The sequence below is a fragment of the Vibrio sp. 10N.247.310.17 genome, from assembly GCF_041466605.1.
GTDB lineage: Bacteria > Pseudomonadota > Gammaproteobacteria > Enterobacterales > Vibrionaceae > Vibrio > Vibrio tasmaniensis_A.
Genome location: NZ_JBFSTC010000106.1, coordinates 1 through 17,348, shown reverse-complemented (window position 1 = coordinate 17,348; position 17,348 = coordinate 1). Strand labels below are relative to the sequence as shown.

18 protein-coding genes and 1 pseudogene are annotated in these 17,348 nt (G+C 44.8%); 4 read left to right on the top strand and 15 right to left on the bottom strand.

Annotated features, from left to right (window positions below; all coding sequences use genetic code 11):
• Window positions 1-45 precede the first annotated feature (45 nt).
• Window positions 46-387 (top strand): annotated as a pseudogene (locus tag AB6D80_RS21505) (tyrosine-type recombinase/integrase); the annotation flags it as partial.
• A gap of 104 nt (window positions 388-491) precedes the next feature.
• Here the strand turns inward: AB6D80_RS21505 and AB6D80_RS21500 are convergent.
• Complete coding sequence (locus AB6D80_RS21500; RefSeq protein ID WP_372189560.1) at window positions 492-932, bottom strand: YcgN family cysteine cluster protein; 441 nt, start codon at window positions 930-932, stop codon at window positions 492-494.
• 159 nt (window positions 933-1,091) lie between these two features.
• Here AB6D80_RS21500 and AB6D80_RS21495 point away from each other — a divergent pair, with 159 nt between their 5' ends.
• Both AB6D80_RS21495 and aqpZ read left to right on the top strand, forming a co-directional pair.
• Window positions 1,092-1,340, top strand: a complete 249-nt coding sequence (locus AB6D80_RS21495; protein ID WP_017059389.1) for a YkgJ family cysteine cluster protein — start codon at window positions 1,092-1,094, stop codon at window positions 1,338-1,340.
• A 102-nt stretch (window positions 1,341-1,442) separates the two neighbouring features.
• Window positions 1,443-2,132 carry an aquaporin Z gene (aqpZ, locus tag AB6D80_RS21490; RefSeq protein ID WP_372189558.1) on the top strand — a complete coding sequence of 230 codons (690 nt, stop codon included), beginning with the start codon at window positions 1,443-1,445 and terminating at the stop codon, window positions 2,130-2,132.
• A gap of 83 nt (window positions 2,133-2,215) precedes the next feature.
• On the opposite strand, the gene recR is transcribed toward aqpZ, so the two are convergent.
• The 7 genes from recR to AB6D80_RS21455 form a co-directional block, all read right to left on the bottom strand.
• Complete coding sequence (gene recR / locus AB6D80_RS21485) at window positions 2,216-2,815, bottom strand: recombination mediator RecR (RefSeq protein ID WP_372189556.1); 600 nt, start codon at window positions 2,813-2,815, stop codon at window positions 2,216-2,218.
• Window positions 2,816-2,893: 78 nt separating this feature from the next.
• The gene (locus AB6D80_RS21480; protein ID WP_009848672.1) at window positions 2,894-3,223 is read right to left on the bottom strand and encodes a YbaB/EbfC family nucleoid-associated protein; all 330 of its coding nucleotides are present in this window, start codon (window positions 3,221-3,223) and stop codon (window positions 2,894-2,896) included.
• Window positions 3,224-3,375: 152 nt separating this feature from the next.
• Entirely contained in the window at window positions 3,376-5,634 is a 2,259-nt protein-coding gene (gene dnaX, locus AB6D80_RS21475; protein WP_372189554.1) for a DNA polymerase III subunit gamma/tau, read from the bottom strand.
• An 18-nt stretch (window positions 5,635-5,652) separates the two neighbouring features.
• Window positions 5,653-6,198, bottom strand: coding sequence for an adenine phosphoribosyltransferase (gene apt / locus AB6D80_RS21470; RefSeq protein ID WP_371707218.1), 546 nt, complete (start codon window positions 6,196-6,198; stop codon window positions 5,653-5,655).
• Between the two features lie 161 nt (window positions 6,199-6,359).
• A complete protein-coding gene (locus AB6D80_RS21465) occupies window positions 6,360-6,731 on the bottom strand; it encodes a YbaN family protein (protein WP_029223120.1) in 372 nt (123 codons plus the stop codon).
• Window positions 6,732-6,805: 74 nt separating this feature from the next.
• Complete coding sequence (locus AB6D80_RS21460) at window positions 6,806-6,943, bottom strand: hypothetical protein (protein ID WP_017099204.1); 138 nt, start codon at window positions 6,941-6,943, stop codon at window positions 6,806-6,808.
• Window positions 6,944-7,091: 148 nt separating this feature from the next.
• Entirely contained in the window at window positions 7,092-8,195 is a 1,104-nt protein-coding gene (locus AB6D80_RS21455) for a response regulator (protein ID WP_372066459.1), read from the bottom strand.
• A 228-nt stretch (window positions 8,196-8,423) separates the two neighbouring features.
• Between AB6D80_RS21455 and AB6D80_RS21450 the strand changes: the two genes are divergently transcribed.
• The gene (locus AB6D80_RS21450) at window positions 8,424-9,299 is read left to right on the top strand and encodes a LysR family transcriptional regulator (protein WP_004734167.1); all 876 of its coding nucleotides are present in this window, start codon (window positions 8,424-8,426) and stop codon (window positions 9,297-9,299) included.
• Between the two features lie 77 nt (window positions 9,300-9,376).
• Here the strand turns inward: AB6D80_RS21450 and purF are convergent, their stop codons facing one another.
• The 7 genes from purF to AB6D80_RS21415 all read right to left on the bottom strand — a co-directional run.
• Window positions 9,377-10,891: an amidophosphoribosyltransferase gene (purF, locus tag AB6D80_RS21445; protein ID WP_012603488.1), complete on the bottom strand. Its 1,515-nt coding sequence runs from the start codon at window positions 10,889-10,891 to the stop codon at window positions 9,377-9,379.
• 33 nt (window positions 10,892-10,924) lie between these two features.
• Window positions 10,925-11,416, bottom strand: a complete 492-nt coding sequence (locus tag AB6D80_RS21440) for a CvpA family protein (protein ID WP_009848678.1) — start codon at window positions 11,414-11,416, stop codon at window positions 10,925-10,927.
• Between the two features lie 61 nt (window positions 11,417-11,477).
• Window positions 11,478-12,053: an SPOR domain-containing protein gene (locus AB6D80_RS21435; RefSeq protein ID WP_050620918.1), complete on the bottom strand. Its 576-nt coding sequence runs from the start codon at window positions 12,051-12,053 to the stop codon at window positions 11,478-11,480.
• Window positions 12,054-13,316: a bifunctional tetrahydrofolate synthase/dihydrofolate synthase gene (gene folC / locus AB6D80_RS21430; protein ID WP_050620919.1), complete on the bottom strand. Its 1,263-nt coding sequence runs from the start codon at window positions 13,314-13,316 to the stop codon at window positions 12,054-12,056. It abuts the gene before it with no gap.
• Between the two features lie 42 nt (window positions 13,317-13,358).
• Window positions 13,359-14,285 carry an acetyl-CoA carboxylase, carboxyltransferase subunit beta gene (accD, locus tag AB6D80_RS21425; RefSeq protein WP_009848681.1) on the bottom strand — a complete coding sequence of 309 codons (927 nt, stop codon included), beginning with the start codon at window positions 14,283-14,285 and terminating at the stop codon, window positions 13,359-13,361.
• A gap of 175 nt (window positions 14,286-14,460) precedes the next feature.
• The gene (truA, locus tag AB6D80_RS21420; RefSeq protein WP_372189552.1) at window positions 14,461-15,255 is read right to left on the bottom strand and encodes a tRNA pseudouridine(38-40) synthase TruA; all 795 of its coding nucleotides are present in this window, start codon (window positions 15,253-15,255) and stop codon (window positions 14,461-14,463) included.
• 194 nt (window positions 15,256-15,449) lie between these two features.
• Window positions 15,450-17,348 (bottom strand): FimV/HubP family polar landmark protein (locus AB6D80_RS21415; protein ID WP_372189550.1); only part of this gene is annotated, 1,899 nt, incomplete at its 5' end.

Below are 17,348 nucleotides of genomic sequence, written 5' to 3'. Positions count from 1 at the left end.
TTATCGCCCAAACTGGTTAAATTTTAACAGTGACAACTACCCTGCCAGATAGGGTTCACACAGACCAAAAGCAAAAAGAATCGCTCGGTACCCATAAGCCCAGAGCTTTATGATGGGATTTATAAGGAAGGTTCAGGGCCATTGTTTAGTATTGGCTATTCCACGGTGTATCGTTTCATCGTGAAACACATACCACGCTTAAGCCAGCAAGCTGCCCACGTTCTGCGCCACACTTTCGCGTCTTACTACATGATGAACGGCGGCAACATTATCGCCCTGCAAAGAATCCTTGGTCACAGCGACATAAAACAAACTATGCGCTACGCTCACCTAGCCCCCGATCACCTAGAAGATGTGGTCACAAAAAAAACTCTAGCCAACCTTTAAGTGTCGCCATAAATATGGCGACAAAATGGCGCCGGATTTTCGCAATATAGACAAATATTGGCATTTATTGACAAACCCATAAGCCCCACCAAGCCTTATGCAGCCTACCCCCTGCTAGGGTGGTTTAAAATGTGGTCTTCCCAATCGACAACATCAATTTCGTATACCACTTTATTACGAACGCTTTCACCTGCTGCATGCATCTCTGTTTTTGATCCAGTAATCAATGGGTGCCATTCTGGGATCGGCTTAGATTCTGATAGAAGACGGTAAGCACAAGTGTCTGGTAACCAGTGAAATTCATCGATCTTGTCACGAGTCAGCTTCAGACACTCTTCACCTGAAGTGAAACGGTTCGGGTAATCTTTACACGAACATGTTTTGTCGTTTAACCAGCTACACGCCACATTAGTGTAGTAAACTTCATCGCTATCTTCATCCATTAGTTTATGTAGGCAACACTTACCACAACCGTCACACAGTGATTCCCACTCGTTCTCGGTCATTTGCTCTAGTGTCTTTTCTTGCCAAAATGGAATCGTCATAGGATTACTTCTTACTCTTTTACTGGGGTGCGTGTTATACCGCTAGCCCATAAAAAGTTCAAGGATAATAATTGTTCATTCTTTGATTCAATCAACAGCTGCCACTCTCCTCATTTTTTGCTACTATCGCGCACCCTGTTATTTAGTGAGTTTAATTTGATGGAATGTCGCCTAGGTTGTGGAGCTTGTTGTATCGCTCCAAGTATTACATCTGCTATTCCTGGAATGCCTAATGGCAAGCCTGCTGGCGTACGCTGCATTCAATTAAATGAGCAAGATCTATGCAAATTATTTGGTCAACCTTCACGCCCGAAGGTATGTCACCAATTCAAAGCCTGCCCTGTCATCTGTGGCAAAACAGATCAAGAAGCCCTTGATAACCTGATCGAGTTAGAAGCCATTACCTAAAAGATTATCTGACCTTTTCTTCCTCCTATATGCCCAAGATTTCACAAACTTGCGAAATCTAAACTATCTTGTTGATACTGGTACAGATTAATAAGGATCGTTATGAATAGGTATATTGCAGAAATGTTTGGTACGTTTTGGTTGGTGTTAGGCGGTTGTGGTAGTGCCGTCTTAGCCGCGGCTTTCCCTGATGTGGGAATTGGTCTACTCGGAGTTTCCCTCGCTTTTGGTTTAACCGTTCTCACCATGGCTTTTGCTATTGGCCATATATCCGGCTGTCATCTCAACCCTGCTGTTACTATTGGACTGTGGAGCGGTGGTCGCTTTGATGCCAAAGATGTCGCACCTTATATTATTGCCCAAGTGATTGGCGGTATTATCGCAGGTGGCGTGTTATTTGTGATTGCTTCAGGCCAAGCTGGCTTTGATGCAGCTGCCTCTGGCTTTGCTTCCAATGGTTATGGTGAACACTCACCGGGCGGTTACTCACTTACCGCTGCACTCGTTTGTGAAGTGGTCATGACCATGGTGTTCCTATTCGTGATCATGGCCGCGACAGATTCGAAAGCACCGGCTGGATTTGCTCCTATCGCAATTGGTCTCTGTTTAACCTTAATCCACCTTATCAGTATCCCTGTAACGAACACCTCTGTTAACCCCGCTCGAAGTACCGGCGTGGCTATGTTTGTTGGTGATTGGGCTGTTTCTCAGTTATGGCTATTCTGGATTGCACCGATTATTGGTGCCGTGATTGGCGCAATGATATACAAAGCGGTGAGAGGTTCAGATTAAGCTAAGAGAAGTGTTTTGGAATAGAAACCTTTGAGAACCATAAAAGAAAAAGCCGCTTGGTGATGGTTCACCAAGCGGCTTTTTTAGATTTTATGACGACCGAGTAACGAGTGTGAAAGCGTGGTGCCATCCACTAGCTCGAGCTCACCACCAACAGGAACACCATGGGCGATACGACTAGCGTTCACTTCATGGGCATTACATAGCTCAGCAATGTAATGTGCTGTCGCCTCCCCTTCTACTGTCGGGTTAGTCGCTAAAATAACTTCAGTGATATCACCACGACATAAGCGGTAATCCAAGACATCGAGACCGATGTCACTTGGACCAATACCATCAAGTGGTGAAAGATGCCCCATAAGCACAAAGTAACGACCTGAATATTGGCCCGTTGCTTCAATGGCTGCGATGTCTGCAGGGCTCTCTACTACACAAATTTGACCGTTATCCTGACGTTTAGGATTGGTACAAATGTGGCAGGTCTCTTCTTCGGTAAAAGTACGGCACTCATTACAATGACCAATTTCAGTCATTGCTTGGCTAAGAGCTTCAGCCAACTGTAGGCCGCCTTTTCTATCGCGCTGTAACAAATGAAAGGCCATACGCTGCGCCGACTTGGGGCCAACCCCAGGTAGACAACGTAAGGCCTCCATCAAATGCTCCAGCATATGACTGGTACGCATATATAACCGTTCTGATTTTCAAGTAATGGCCAGTTCAACACAAGCTAGTACGAGAATTAACCTTTAAGAATGAGTTACTTAGAAAGGCATCTTCATACCTGGTGGAAGTTGCATTCCGCCAGTTACGCCAGCCATTTTCTCTTTTTGAGTTTCTTCAACGCGACGAGCCGCATCGTTGAAAGCAGCAGCGATAAGATCTTCAAGCATCTCTTTATCGTCTTCCATTAGGCTTTCATCGATATCAACACGGCGAACGCTGTGGCTACCAGTGATCGTTACTTTTACAAGGCCAGCACCTGACTCACCTGTAACTTCCATATTTGCGATTTCTTCTTGAAGCTTTTGCATGCGCTCTTGCATTTGCTGGGCTTGCTTCATCATGTTGCCCATACCGCCTTTACCAAACATGTTAATACTCTCTGGTCTAATTGGTTTATTAAAATTAATTAAGCTATACGTGCTTAAATGGGGGTTAAAACAGTGTGATTCAACCCCTCGGTGTTCAGTTCTCAGATTTGCTTATCTGGGATGATACGCCGGTCACTAAACGTGAAAAAGTTCTAGATAGGACGAACGCTGTCTCTGTCGAGTTCTGCAGCAAAACGTCTTTCAATAAACTGTACGTTGGCATCGTTTTCCAAAGCGGTAAACGCGTCTTTCAACTTACCTTGATACAATCTTTCTCGTAGTTCTAGTGGCGTTTCTCCACCTTCGCCGATTTCAACACTCAAATGACACTCTTCTCCTAACACGGTATTGAGCGACTGTAATAGTTCGCTCTGTGCGCGATCCGTATTCAAGTGAGCTTGGCTCGCTCTTAACGTTAAAGTGATTGATGTGTCGTTTTTAGCAAACACTGAGTTCAATGCTAACTGTTCAACAAGCTTGGCTGTCTCTAGCTTTTGAATCGTGGCGGACCATTCATCTTGAGCAATCGACTCTTGAAGCAATTTATCGACCATTTCTGGTGTCTTAATATGCTCTAACGCACGCTTGATCTGAGTAGGTGTAAGCTCTTTGCTCACCTCTTTCACTACAGGTTTAGACGGTTTCCAGCGATAAGGTTCATTATCATTGGTTCCCTTTTCAGTAGAAGAGGCTGATAAAGAAGCTGGCGACACCCGCTCAGAACCACCGTGTTGCTGGGCAACTCGGTCAAGAACTGAAGTTTTAGCTGATGTCGCTTTAGCCTTTTTTGGCGTTGACCCTTTGTTATCTGTTGCCGCGCTGCCTCTGCGTTGAGAGCGCAATTGGTGGCGTAAACCACTCACCGGTGAAGTTGCACGCGCGGGTTGCTCTTGCGAAACAGGAGGAGTAGAAGGCGCAGCGCTTGGCTGTTGAACCGGACTCTGGCTCTGATAATTCGTTTGTTGCTGCTGAGGCTGATCTGCACCGTAACTTGGACGCTCATCATAAGCAGGTGGTACATCATACTGGCTGTGCGGGTAATCCTGTTCTGGATAACCTTGGTTGCCTGAATGATCAGCGTAACCTTGCGAATCTGAATATTGTGCCGGGTTCTGTTGTTGCTGTTGCACAGGCTGCTGAACAGGAGCTTGTTGCTGTACTTGAGGCTGTGAACCCACAGGAGCCTGAACTGGCTGTCTCGGCTCTGGCACAGGTTGACTCATTGACTGAGCAACACCCTGAACCTGGTTCTGAACCGGATTCTGAGCTGCAGGAGCTGGCGCTGGGCTTGTCGACTGAGTCGAGATTGACGTAGCAACAGTTTGCTCAGCAGGCCTAAATGCCAACATACGCAGAACCACCATCTCAATACCAACACGAGCAGTTGGCGATAATGGCAAGTCTTGACGACCTTTTAGCACTATCTGGTAGTAGAGTTGGATGTCTTGAGGGCTTAACGTTTTGCTCAGCAGTTCCAGCCTTTCAGCATCAGGCTGGGCCTTGTCTAAAGTAGACGGCAGAGCTTGATACATCGCCAAACGGTGTAATTGAGTCGCAAGTTGACTCAGCAATCCATCCCACTCAACGCCATTTTCAGCAAGAGCTTGAATACAAGCCATCGCTTGCTGAGGCTGTTTACTGCTAATCGCTTCAAGTAGGTGAATCGCTTGGTCTGTATCCAGCGTTCCAAGCATATGAGCAACAGTGTCTGTTACGACATTACCGTTACCCAATGCGATAGCTTGGTCACTCAGGCTTAGCGCATCACGCATACTGCCATCAGCAGCATGAGCAATCATCCCAAGCGCACGAGGTTCAGATGTCACATTTTCTTGTTCAAGAATATGATCGAGCTGCTCGTGGATATTATCGACACTGATCGGCTTAAGATGGAACTGCAAACAACGTGAAAGAATCGTAACCGGAAGCTTTTGTGGATCGGTCGTTGCGAGCAAGAACTTCACATACTCAGGCGGCTCTTCTAAGGTCTTTAGAAGCGCGTTAAAACTGTGCCTAGACAGCATGTGTACTTCATCGATTAGGTAAACCTTGAAGCGACCACGTGCAGGCTTGTACTGAACATTGTCCAGAAGCTCGCGGGTATCTTCTACCTTAGTACGTGAGGCAGCATCGATCTCGAGCAGGTCAACAAAACGACCTTCATCGATCTCTTTACAGGTTGCACACTCACCACAAGGGGTTGAAGTAATGCCTGTTTCACAGTTGAGTCCCTTCGCAAACAAACGGCCGATGGTCGTTTTACCGACACCTCGTGTACCGCTGAATAGGTAAGCGTGATGCAACCTATTTTGGCTAAGGGCATTCTCTAATGCTGTTAAAACATGGGCTTGACCAACCACTTCTTTGAATTTGGTTGGTCGCCATTTTCGCGCTAACGCAAGATAGCTCATGAATAATTCCGAAAAGGATTAGTGACCGTCGAATTCGCAGATGCTAAACACTTTTAGACCTAAGCCTTGTAAGCGCTTATCACCACCGATTTCTGGAAGGTTAATAACAAATGCAGCGTGTTCTACCACACCACCAAGCTGACGAATCAGCTTCGTTGTCGCTTCAATCGTACCGCCTGTTGCTAACAAGTCATCAACCATCAGCACTTTATCGCCTTCAACGATAGCATCGGTATGAATTTCTAGCGTATCAGTGCCGTACTCAAGCTCATAAGATTGTGCCACTGTTTGACGAGGCAACTTGCCCGGCTTACGAACAGGGATAAAGCCGACACCTAACTCAAGAGCAAGAGGCGCACCAAATAGGAAACCACGAGCTTCAGTACCAACGATCTTAGTAAAGCCCATGCCCTTGTATGTGTCCACCAACAGATCGATTGTCGCTTTATAAGCGGCAGGATCTTCCATCAAGCTTGTTACGTCACGGAACAAAATACCCGCTTTTGGGTAATCAGGAATGCTTTTGATGCTTGCTTTGATCAGAGAGATTTTTTCTGTGTTCATAATCTTATGCACTTCATTAGGCCGCTTTCCAAACTCTCGTTAACGAATCAAACATCAACGCTCGGAATTAAGGAAAGGTACGATTGGACTTCATTGCAACGAGAGTAATAACTCAAATTGCTGAAATAATAAACGCCCGCTATACAAGCAGGCACACTGGCTTAATGGTAGTGATTTTCTTTGCTGTCAGCAACCAACTCATGGGTTGGAAGTCGCATAAACCATGTGAGAAGAATAACAAGTACACAAATTAGGAAAGCCTTGACCCAAATGATCGGGGCAAAGTAGATCGATAACGCAAAACTTAACAAGATAAAAAACACGCCACGCGTTTTTACTTGCTTGGTAACGGCACCATGTTGATACCAATTGTTCAACAAGGGACCCAGCGTTTTATGCTCATGCATCCATTTGTGAACTTTGGGGTTGCTTCGCATGAAACATGCACTGGCAAGAAGGAGGAAAGGCGTGGTTGGCAGTACGGGTAAAGCTATCCCTAAAACTGCGAGAAATATGCAAAGGCCACCAGCAATATTGAGGCTTAAAACTCGAACGCTAATTGTGGCCTCCTTGAGTTAGCTATCACCAATCGGCGACGATAACTTAACTAGAATGTTGCGTAACCATTGAATACACGGATCAACGTAAGTGTTGCTGGTAATAATGGAATCACTAAAAATGCGGCTAAAAATCCTAAAAAGTAGAATACATTAAACGGGTCTTGAAAGTCTTTGTTATCTGCCATGATTGCTTCTTGTTTTTGTTAGTAAAGGTAAGTATCTGGCGAACCAAACCCGCTTTGCTAAATCGACATTTAACAAAAAAGGCATAGCCACACCATTTGCGCAACTATACCTTAATCAATTATTCACAAAAACCGAGGAAATATAGGGTTAATCGGTAGACCCTTGGTGTATGTCTAAACTAAAACTGGCCGATCCAAGTAGGCTCAATGATAGCTGGCAGCCCTGTTCAATCGGAAGATCCCGTGTAATGAAGTTCTTCTTACAGTTCTCACCCAAGCGCTCGCCCGCCGCAATATGTTGATTCAATTCGCCATTCGACCATTGTCCATCTAAACCCGCAGGTAAAATAGAGATAGTTCCCACAGCAAGGTCAGCAACACCAAACAAAGCATTAATCGGGGTTGAACATTTAGAGCAACGAATCCCCTTCTCCAAAATCTCCGCGATATCTTTGAGATCAACGTTAAAATCTTTTCTATTTCTGATGTAATCGTGGAATAACGCTCTCACCAACAATGTGGCCGCTGAGCCGCCGTTATCAGAAGATGACGAATCGACAAGGTAGAAAGCAAACTGCCCGTTCATCATCCACGCATAGTCGAACACAAGTGGCATCATCTCTGTTGATTGTAGTAGGCGGTAACTGCAACGCCATGAGCCTTGTCGTGTGTCTTTGTCAGGAAGCAGCGCGTGCAATAAGTCTCTTGCCGCACTAGGGTTATCTTGCAAGTGATTTAGGTGCCAATGCAGCTCTTGGTCTTCAGGGATCTCTCCGCCGTCATCAACGCAAAACCATTGGCTTGAAAAATCTCGTTGGTCTGAAATGTTATCGAACGAATCTGTTAATGTATTCGCAATCGCACTGCCTAAATGACCGTGATCCTCCAGAGGTTTGACTAAAAAGTCTTTGATACCAAATCGTAATGCTTTCGCCACATCAGACATATCATCGGTGCCAGACACAACGATCATAGGCAGTGACGGATACTCTAAACTGAGCTCTTCTACAAGCTCAATGCCATCCAGAATAGGCATTGATAAGTCACACACAATTAAATCTGGCGCTGAGTCTCTAAGCTTTTGCAGAGCGTCCAGCCCATTTTCAGCCTCAACCACTTTATAACCAATCTTGTCTAAATACGCGCTGGTTATCCGGCGAAAAATAGGATCATCATCAACCAACATAACGCATTTTTGATTGAGAACTTCCTGAGCCGAGGTCATAACTGGCTGACTGTGAGTTTTGTACATAATCTCTAACCTCACAAAACTAAGTCGAATTATTATTGTTATCTGTTCCAAGAACTAATATAAAACTTAGTAACAAATTGCTAAATACACAAATACGTACTCTTTACTGGAAATTCGTGACAAGGGTTGGAATACTGGTAAATAGTGCAACGAATTGACGTAACGCAAACATTGATCTCACTATTACGTATAAATTAGATGAGATTGTAAACAAATGTGTCTGGATTTATGAAATTAGATGATTTAAACCTCTTTCGACTTGTCGTTGAAAATGGGAGCTACACCGCAACATCACGCAAGACTATGATCCCGGTTGCGACCATTACACGACGCATCCAAGCCTTAGAAGATTCACTAAACCTAAGACTTCTCAATAGACACGCGCGTAAACTCTCTTTAACAGAGGCTGGCGAACGTTTCTTCAACGAATGCTCTCCGTTACTGCAACGTCTATCTTCTACTGCAGAAGAACTGACTGACGTTTGTAAAGGAGCTTCCGGTAAGATTCGCATTACGGCCCCCTCAAACCTGACCAAGCGCATGATGATGCCGATGTTCAGTGAATTCATGACTCAATATCCTGATATTAATATTGAGCTGATGATGAACAACCAAGCCGATCAGCTTGATCCAACCGAGTGGGACGTAATTTTCAGAGTAGGTCCACAACGTGATTCAAGCCTAATCGCTCGAAAAATCAGTGAAGTAAAAGATATTCTTATCGCAAGTCCTGACTACTTAGCGAAGAATCCGGCACCAAGTCATGCAGAAGAGCTCGCGAATCATTCGCTACTTAAAGGCTATCCGCTGATTAAGTGGCAGCTGAGTAATTCGAATGAAGAGACTGTGGTGAATAGCGAGAAAGGCCGTTTCAACGCGAATGCGCTCAATGTCGTGAGACAAGCATGTTCAGAAGGCCTCGGTATAACCCTTATGCCCGACGTTATGATCCGCGAATACATTGAAGATGGCAGCTTAGTGCAAGTCTTAGAGGACTGGAGCGCTAACCCTCGTGATATTTACATGCTTTACAACCACAAAGACCACCTGCCAGAGAAGGTTAGATTGTTTATCGATTTTGTGATCGCATACCACATTCACTAAGATTCAATCCCCTTCCCCGCAAACAAAAAAACCAGAGTCGGTGCTCTGGTTTTTTATTACTCGTGTTTATGAGTACGCTAAGCGCCTTCGTTATGTAACTCTAGGTTCGCGAGATCTTGTTGGATCTCACGCTCAACCTTTGAATCGTCATTACGTAAAGAGTCTAAGAAATCTAGGTACGCTTGGTCGATATCGCCCGTTACATACTCACCGTTGAATACGGATGTATCAAAACGAGAGATGTCTTGATTACCCATACCTACTGCAGAGATTAAGTCTGGTAACGTTTGGAAAATCAAAGCATCTGCACCAATCTGCTTACAAATCGTTTCGTTATCACGACCATGAGCAATTAACTCAGTCGCGCTCGGCATATCAATGCCGTAAACGTTCGGGAAGCGAACCTCCGGAGCGGCAGAAACCATGAAGACTTTGTTTGCACCAGAATCACGAGCCATCTCAATGATCTGCTCTGATGTTGTACCACGAACAATCGAGTCATCAACCAGTAGAACGTTCTTACCTTTAAACTCAGAACGAATCGCGTTGAGTTTACGGCGAACCGACTTCTTACGTTGTTGCTGACCAGGCATGATAAACGTGCGGCCAACGTAACGGTTTTTCACGAAACCTTGACGATATGGCTTATCAATCGCTTGAGCAATTCGTAGAGCAATATCATTTGATGTTTCAGGAATTGGAATCACCACGTCAATGTCTAGGTCTGCGTACTCTTCTTTAATACGCTTACCTAACATCTCACCCATCTCAACGCGTGCGCTGTAAACCGAAATTTTATCGATGAATGAATCAGGACGAGCAAAATAAACAAACTCAAAAATACATGGGTTTAGTTGTGGGTTGTCTGCGCATTGTTTAGTGAAAAGCTCGCCATCGAATGTTGCATAGATAGCTTCACCAGGAGCAACATCGCGCATAAAATCAAAACCAACAGCGTCTAACGCTACTGACTCAGACGCAACCATGTACTCTGTTTTACCGTTAATTTCACGCTTACCAAGACACAGTGGACGAATACCATGTGGGTCACGGAATGCGATCATGCCGTGGCCGATGATCATCGCTGTTACTGCGTAAGCACCACGAATAGTGCGGTGCACGTTTGCAACTGCGCGGAAAACGTCATCTGAAGTCACGTTACCTTTTACGGTATCGATTTCATGAGCCAATACGTTTAGTAGAACTTCAGAGTCAGAGGTTGTGTTGACATGACGGCGGTCTTTTTCGAACAACTTCTCACGAACTTCACTTGCATTCGTTAGGTTACCGTTATGCGCCAGCGTGATGCCAAATGGAGAGTTTACGTAGAAAGGTTGAGCTTCAGAAGCACTAGAACTTCCCGCTGTAGGATAACGAACATGACCAATACCCACGTTGCCTTGGAGGCGTTGCATGTGTTTTGCTTCAAAAACATCTTTAACTAAACCGTTCGCCTTACGCAGACGGAAACGATTGCTTTCTATGGTACAAATACCAGCGGCATCTTGGCCACGATGCTGCAATACCGTTAAAGCGTCATAAATAGACTGGTTTACAGGTGTTGAACCCACGATTCCAACAATACCACACATGTCCTAATCCTCGATTTTCGACATTAACTGGCGCTAGAGCGCGCCAGATAAGAAACTAGATGTTGCTTGTAAATGCTCGAAGAACGGCGCAATGATTCGGCTAAACTCCGGAACCAATTGCGAATTCTTCCACCACTCAGAACTTGGGAATGCAGTAAACGCATCCATGAAAAACAACACTGCAGAAACAATCAAAACACCACGTAAGCCACCAAAGACGACACCGAGGATTCTGTCTGTACCCGACAGGCCTGTTTTCTGAACTAGCTGTCCGATGACATAGTTAACTAAGGCACCAACAACTAACGTTGCAACAAACAATGCTGCTATCGCAGTTCCGTTTCGAAACATCTCATCTTCAATATTGGTGAAGTACATTGCTAATTTAGCGTAGTACTGGCTAGCAATAAAAAATGCTCCAAACCAAATAACAAGTGACAACGCTTCTTTAGCGAAACCGCGAACTAAACTGATCACGGCAGAGAAGCCGATCACGCCTAAAATGACAAAATCTAACCAATTCATGAATTCTTCATCTTAAGTTGGCGCGCATTTTAACAGAAAAAATGCTGACGCAAACGTTTTCTTATGGATTTAACGGTTTAAATTTGAGCAATTGGCCTTTTGAACCCGTAATTTTTTCTAATTCCTTAATTTGTCGCTCAAGTTTGGATTTAGAAACATCCGGGCCAATAATTACTCGCGTAAATGTTTTTTCTTGCTTGGTATGAGCCTGATAACCACGCTTCTGTAAATCCTTAACAACGTTTTTTGCGTTGTCAGCATTCTTCAAAGCCATCAATTGAATAATCCAAGCACTGTCTTGGTATTCATTTTTTTCAGGTACCGGCTTAATTACCACTGCCACTTTATCCGCTTCTTTGTTACTGGAAGCCGACGCAGTTTGTGTGTTTGAATTATCAGTACGACCACTTTCAACCACTTGCTCAACCGGAGAGTCCGGTAGCGCTATCTGATCTTCAACAGGATCGAGTACTTCAAACACTTCAACATTACTATCAAGCTCAGGCTTAATCGGAATGCTTGCAAACTCTTCTTTATAGTGGAGCTTCTTACCATCCAGCACATCGGGCAATACAATCACGCCAATGGCCACTAAAATGATGGTGCCGACTAATCGGCTTTGGAATTTACTTGCCATTTAGTTTCCTTTTTTCTGCCAATGCTCCAACACTTCACCCACGGTATGGAAAGAACCGACAACTAACACAACATCGTCATCTATAACAGAAGCTAAAGCCGCTTCAAACGCTACAACAGGGTTCGAATACTGCTCTACACCTTCAGGTAAGCTTTGACACAATTCAGCGGCTGTTGCGGCTCGTGGGCCGTTCAGCGAAGCTGGGTACCAATGTGTTGTTATTGGAGCTAATACTTCCAATGTCGCGGGGATATCTTTGTCATGAAGCATGGCGACTACAACGTGTAAATTTTTGCCTGCATACTTCTTCGCTACTTGCTGCGCAAAGTACTCAGCAGAATGCGGGTTGTGTGCTACATCAAGCACAATCACCGGTTGTTCGCTAATTTGCTGCATACGCCCAGGAAGCTGCGCATTCTTCATACCGTTAACAACGTTCACATCACTAATGCTTAGTTCTGAAGTACCTAATGCCATCAGTGCGGTGGCTGCGTTCGGCAGCGGTAAACTTGGGATAGGTAGCGATTCTAACTGGAATGCACCACTGCGCCAGTTCCAAGTATCACCATCTACATCATAGGTGTATTGAATCCCTACTTGGTAGAACTCAGCGTTAATATCATCAGCGTGTGCCGAAACCGTAGCCGGTGGCTTGGGTTGACCGCAAATCGCTGGTTTACCGCTACGATAAATGCCCGCTTTCTCAAAACCGATCACATTAATGTCATCACCTAGCCAGTCAACATGGTCGACAGCCAAGCTAGTAATCACAGAAACGTCATGCTCAACGATATTGGTCGCGTCTAAACGTCCGCCTAGACCCACTTCTAACAATACAACGTCAACCGCTTCGGTTTGAAAAGCACGTAACGCTGCTAAAGTGCCATATTCAAAAAAGCTAAGGCTGATTTCACCACGCTCTTTCTCAATGAAATCGAAAGACTGAACCATCTTTTGATCAGACAAATCTTTGCCATTGATACGAACACGTTCGTTATAGCGAATTAAGTGAGGGGAGCTGTAGACACCAACAGAGTAACCAGCATCCAATAGAATAGCTTCCATGAGTGCACATGTTGAGCCCTTGCCGTTGGTTCCAGCAACAGTAATAACATGTTGAGCAGGTTTGGTGAGGTTTGCCTTAGAGGCGACAGCTTGAACTCGGTCTAAACCAAGATCAATAGCGCTTGTGTGGATGTTTGATAAATAATCAAGCCACATCTCCAAAGAGGATGTGGCTTGAGGAATAGGTTGTTGACTCATCTAACTCATAACCATAATTAAGTAGGTTTGTTAGAAGGTACTTTACCCTTTTTCTGGCGCTTCTGGTACTTCATAAGCAGCTTCATTCGGTGAATCGTTCACAGAAACTACTAATGGTGAAGGCTGATTGGTCATTTTAGCAACAAGGCTTGCAACGCGCTGACGCATCTCACGACGGTCAACGATCATGTCGATAGCACCGTGGTCTAGTAGGAACTCACTGCGTTGGAAACCTTCAGGAAGATCTTCACGTACAGTTTGCTCGATTACACGACGTCCAGCAAAACCGATAAGCGCTTTTGGTTCACCGATATTGATATCGCCAAGCATTGCTAAACTTGCAGAAACGCCACCCATTGTTGGATCAGTCATTACTGAAACAAACGGTAGGCCTTTCGCAGATAAACGCTCTAGAGCAGCACTGGTTTTTGCCATTTGCATAAGAGACATCAATGCCTCTTGCATACGAGCACCACCACTTGCAGAGAAACAAACTAAACCACAGTTGTTCTCAATAGCTGCATCTACCGCTTTCACAAAACGAGCACCAACAACAGAACCCATTGAGCCGCCCATAAATGAGAACTCAAACGCACACGCAACGATAGGTAAACCAAGCAGTTCGCCTTTCATTGCAACTAATGCGTCAGTTTCACCACTGTTCTTTTGAGCAACAGAGATACGCTCTTTGTAACGCTTAGAGTCTTTAAACTTCAGCTTGTCTTGTGGCTCAAGATCAGTACCTAGTTCAACACGCTCACCTTTGTCTAGGAATGTATCCAGACGGCGACGTGCTTTCATACGCATGTGATGGTCACATTTTGGACATACTTCTAGGTTACGCTCTAGTTCAGCATGGTAAAGAACCTGCTCACAAGAAGTACATTTAGTCCAAACACCCTCAGGGATCGACGCTTTACGAGATGTTACGATGTTGCTTTTTTCTAAAATCTTTTCAAGCCAACTCATGGAAGACCTTTTTGTTTCGATTCCTCCGCTTGATTGCGAAAGAAATAAATTTGGGAATTATGCCGGGAATTAAAGCACATAAAACAGCGACTGTAGATAAAAAACTGGTTGTACCTATTTTCCGTGACTATTTTACGCACGAAACCGTAATGTTTTTTGAACCTAAGTCTCACATTTAGTTCAAATTATCCGGCAAAAATAGAGGGCCAATAGGCTCTCTTGGTAGTCCAAAATGTTCAGGATAATCAACATCTACTAAGTATAAGCCTTCCGCTTTCGCTGTCGCGCCTGCCACTTTTCGATCTTTAGCCTCTAAAAGCCACTGAATCCACTCTGGTTTTTGATCACCTTTACCTACCGCAATTAGGCTACCAGTAATATTCCTCACCATATGGTGAACAAACGCATTCGCTTTAATATCGATCACTATGTAATGCCCATGACGAGTCACATTTAAGTGAATCATGTTTCTCCATGGGCTACGAGATTGACAATGTGTTGCCCTAAACGAAGTAAAGTCATTCTCACCAAGTAAGTACTGACCTGCGTCATGCATCTTTTTCTCATCAAGGTGACCATGATAATGGCTCACACCTGAATTCAAAATGCCAGGACGTAGAGCATGGTTAAAGATAATGTAGCGATAACGGCGTGCTATTGCAGAAAAGCGAGCATGGAAATCCTCATTCACTTCTGTTGCCCAACGAACGGCAATATCTTTTGGCATGTTGGCATTTGCGCCCATTGTCCATGCAACCATTTTACGATCGACATTAGTTTCAAAGTGAACGACTTGTCCCGTACCGTGAACACCGGCATCTGTGCGACCAGCACACATAACTTCTACAGGGTGATTCGCGACAACTGAAAGAGCCTTTTCCAATTCTTCTTGGACACTTTTCACGTCTCGTTGGCGCTGCCAACCAAAGTAGTGGGTACCGTTATATTCAATACCTAAAGCAATTTTCATGTTCTTGTTCTCTTTGAAAATGGGCGAGAAGTATATACGGAAATGAGTGCTAGCCCAAATAGGATGGGGCTAAAACTTCAATAAACAATCACTACCGCCTAGACGGTGGTTTTAGCAAGCTAAATAAAATAGACGCTAACTGTATCGTCCTAAAATAAAGGGTAGCCAACGCTACCCTTTATAATTTTTTGAATTTATCGACCGTTTAACGTATCGATAAGATTCTTTGCCTCTCGACGAATATCATCACTGCCGTCAACGATAGCCTCTTCTAGAAGCTTAATTGCACCTTGTGAGTCACTCATCTCGATGTAGATTTTAGCCAAATCGAGCTTACCAGCGGCTTCTGCGTTGCTGTCGACATCGTAATTACCAATGTCACCGATAACGTCTGGGAATTCATTTAGGCCAACATCTAGCTTCAACTCTTCGTCATCTGGATTAATCGCGTCTTCACCTTCTTGCTCAACTTGAGCCATCAGCTCATCAATCGTCATGTATTGCTTATCACGACCTTTGTCTGACTCGGTTAGGTTGTCTTGTTGAGCCCAATTCTCTTGTTTGATTTTTGGTTCAGCTTGTTGATCTGCCGACGCCCAAATCTCCTGTTGATCATCAGGCACATCATTACGCGTGCTCGATTGCTGCTCAGGAGCTAGGTTGAAGCCTTTCCAGTCTTCGCCGCCAACTTCAAGCATAGCGTCAATATCGAGCCCTGCACTATCAATCGATGTAGCATCCAGTGGCTTGTCGAACATGCTGTCGACAGAGTCTTGAACATCTTCAGAAAGTAATTCAGCTAATGCTGTCTCATCAAAATCCTCAAAACCTTCTAACAAATCGTCTTGAACTGTTGTAGGCACTGAGCTTAACTCAGAAGGTACTGGGCTTAATTCTGACGGAGAATCGAGTGATTCATCAGGTTGTGTAAAACTAGCCAAATCAGACTCTTCTGCACCTGAGAAGCCTTCTGCGTCTGAGAAATCTTCTGTATCCGAGAAGTCATCACCATGACTAAAACTCTGCGGGTTTGAAAATAAATCATGCAGCGCATCTTGTTCTTCACCCTGTGGGCTGAAAGAAGTCAGTGGCGTTGGTTTCTCAGCAAACGCATCGGAGATAGCTTCGTCTTCACCGTATTCCGGCAAATCAAACTCATCGAGCTCTACGCCTTGCTCTTCCGCTACAGGCTCAGCACTGCTTTGTTCGATGTCATCTAAGACTGAATCCGCTTTTGCGCTCTCTTCATCGTATTCAGGCAGGTCAAGGTCATCGAACTCAAACTTTTCGGACTCTGGAGCAAGATCTTGCTCTAACTGCGCTTCATCCGGTTCGCTAACCACTTCCGCCAACGCATCTTCTTCGCCAAACTCTGGAAGCTCTAAATCATCAAACGAGAACTCATCCTCGCCTTCTTGCCCTAGAATTTCTGCTTGTTTCGTTTCTTCAACTTGAGGAGCCGTTTCAGCTTGAGGCTCTACTTCGGCTTGCGGCTCAGGTGTTGATTCTGATTCTGTGTCTAGTTGAGCATCAACAGCAGGGACGTCTGACTCCGTTGCTACTTCAGCGTCCGCTTCCGCTAACGCATCTTCTTCACCAAACTCTGGAAGCTCTAAATCATCAAACGAGAACTCATCTTCGCCTTCTTGTCCTAGAGGTTCAGCATCTAACTGAGGTTCAACAACCGGTGTTACTGGCTCTGGGGTTACTTCGGCGTCGGTTTCCGCCAACGCATCTTCTTCACCAAACTCTGGAAGATCAAAATCATCAATCGAGAACTCATCTTCGCCTTCTTGATCTACCGCTTCAGCTTGTTCCGTTGCTTCTACTTGAAGTTCGGTTTCAACTTGTTGTGCAGCTTCAACTTGCGGTTCATGGTCTAACTGAGGTTCAACAGCAGGAACCACAGGCTCTTCCGCTACTTCATCAACTTGTGCCAATGTTTCTTGTTGAGCCGTATCATCTTCAATCAGCCAATCATCGTCTTCTGGCACACCGAATTCATTTGGAACGATCTCTGGCATATGTGCAGCACGAACTGGCTCTGGCTCTGGCTCTGGCTCTGGCTCTGGCTCTGGCTCTGGCTCTGGCTC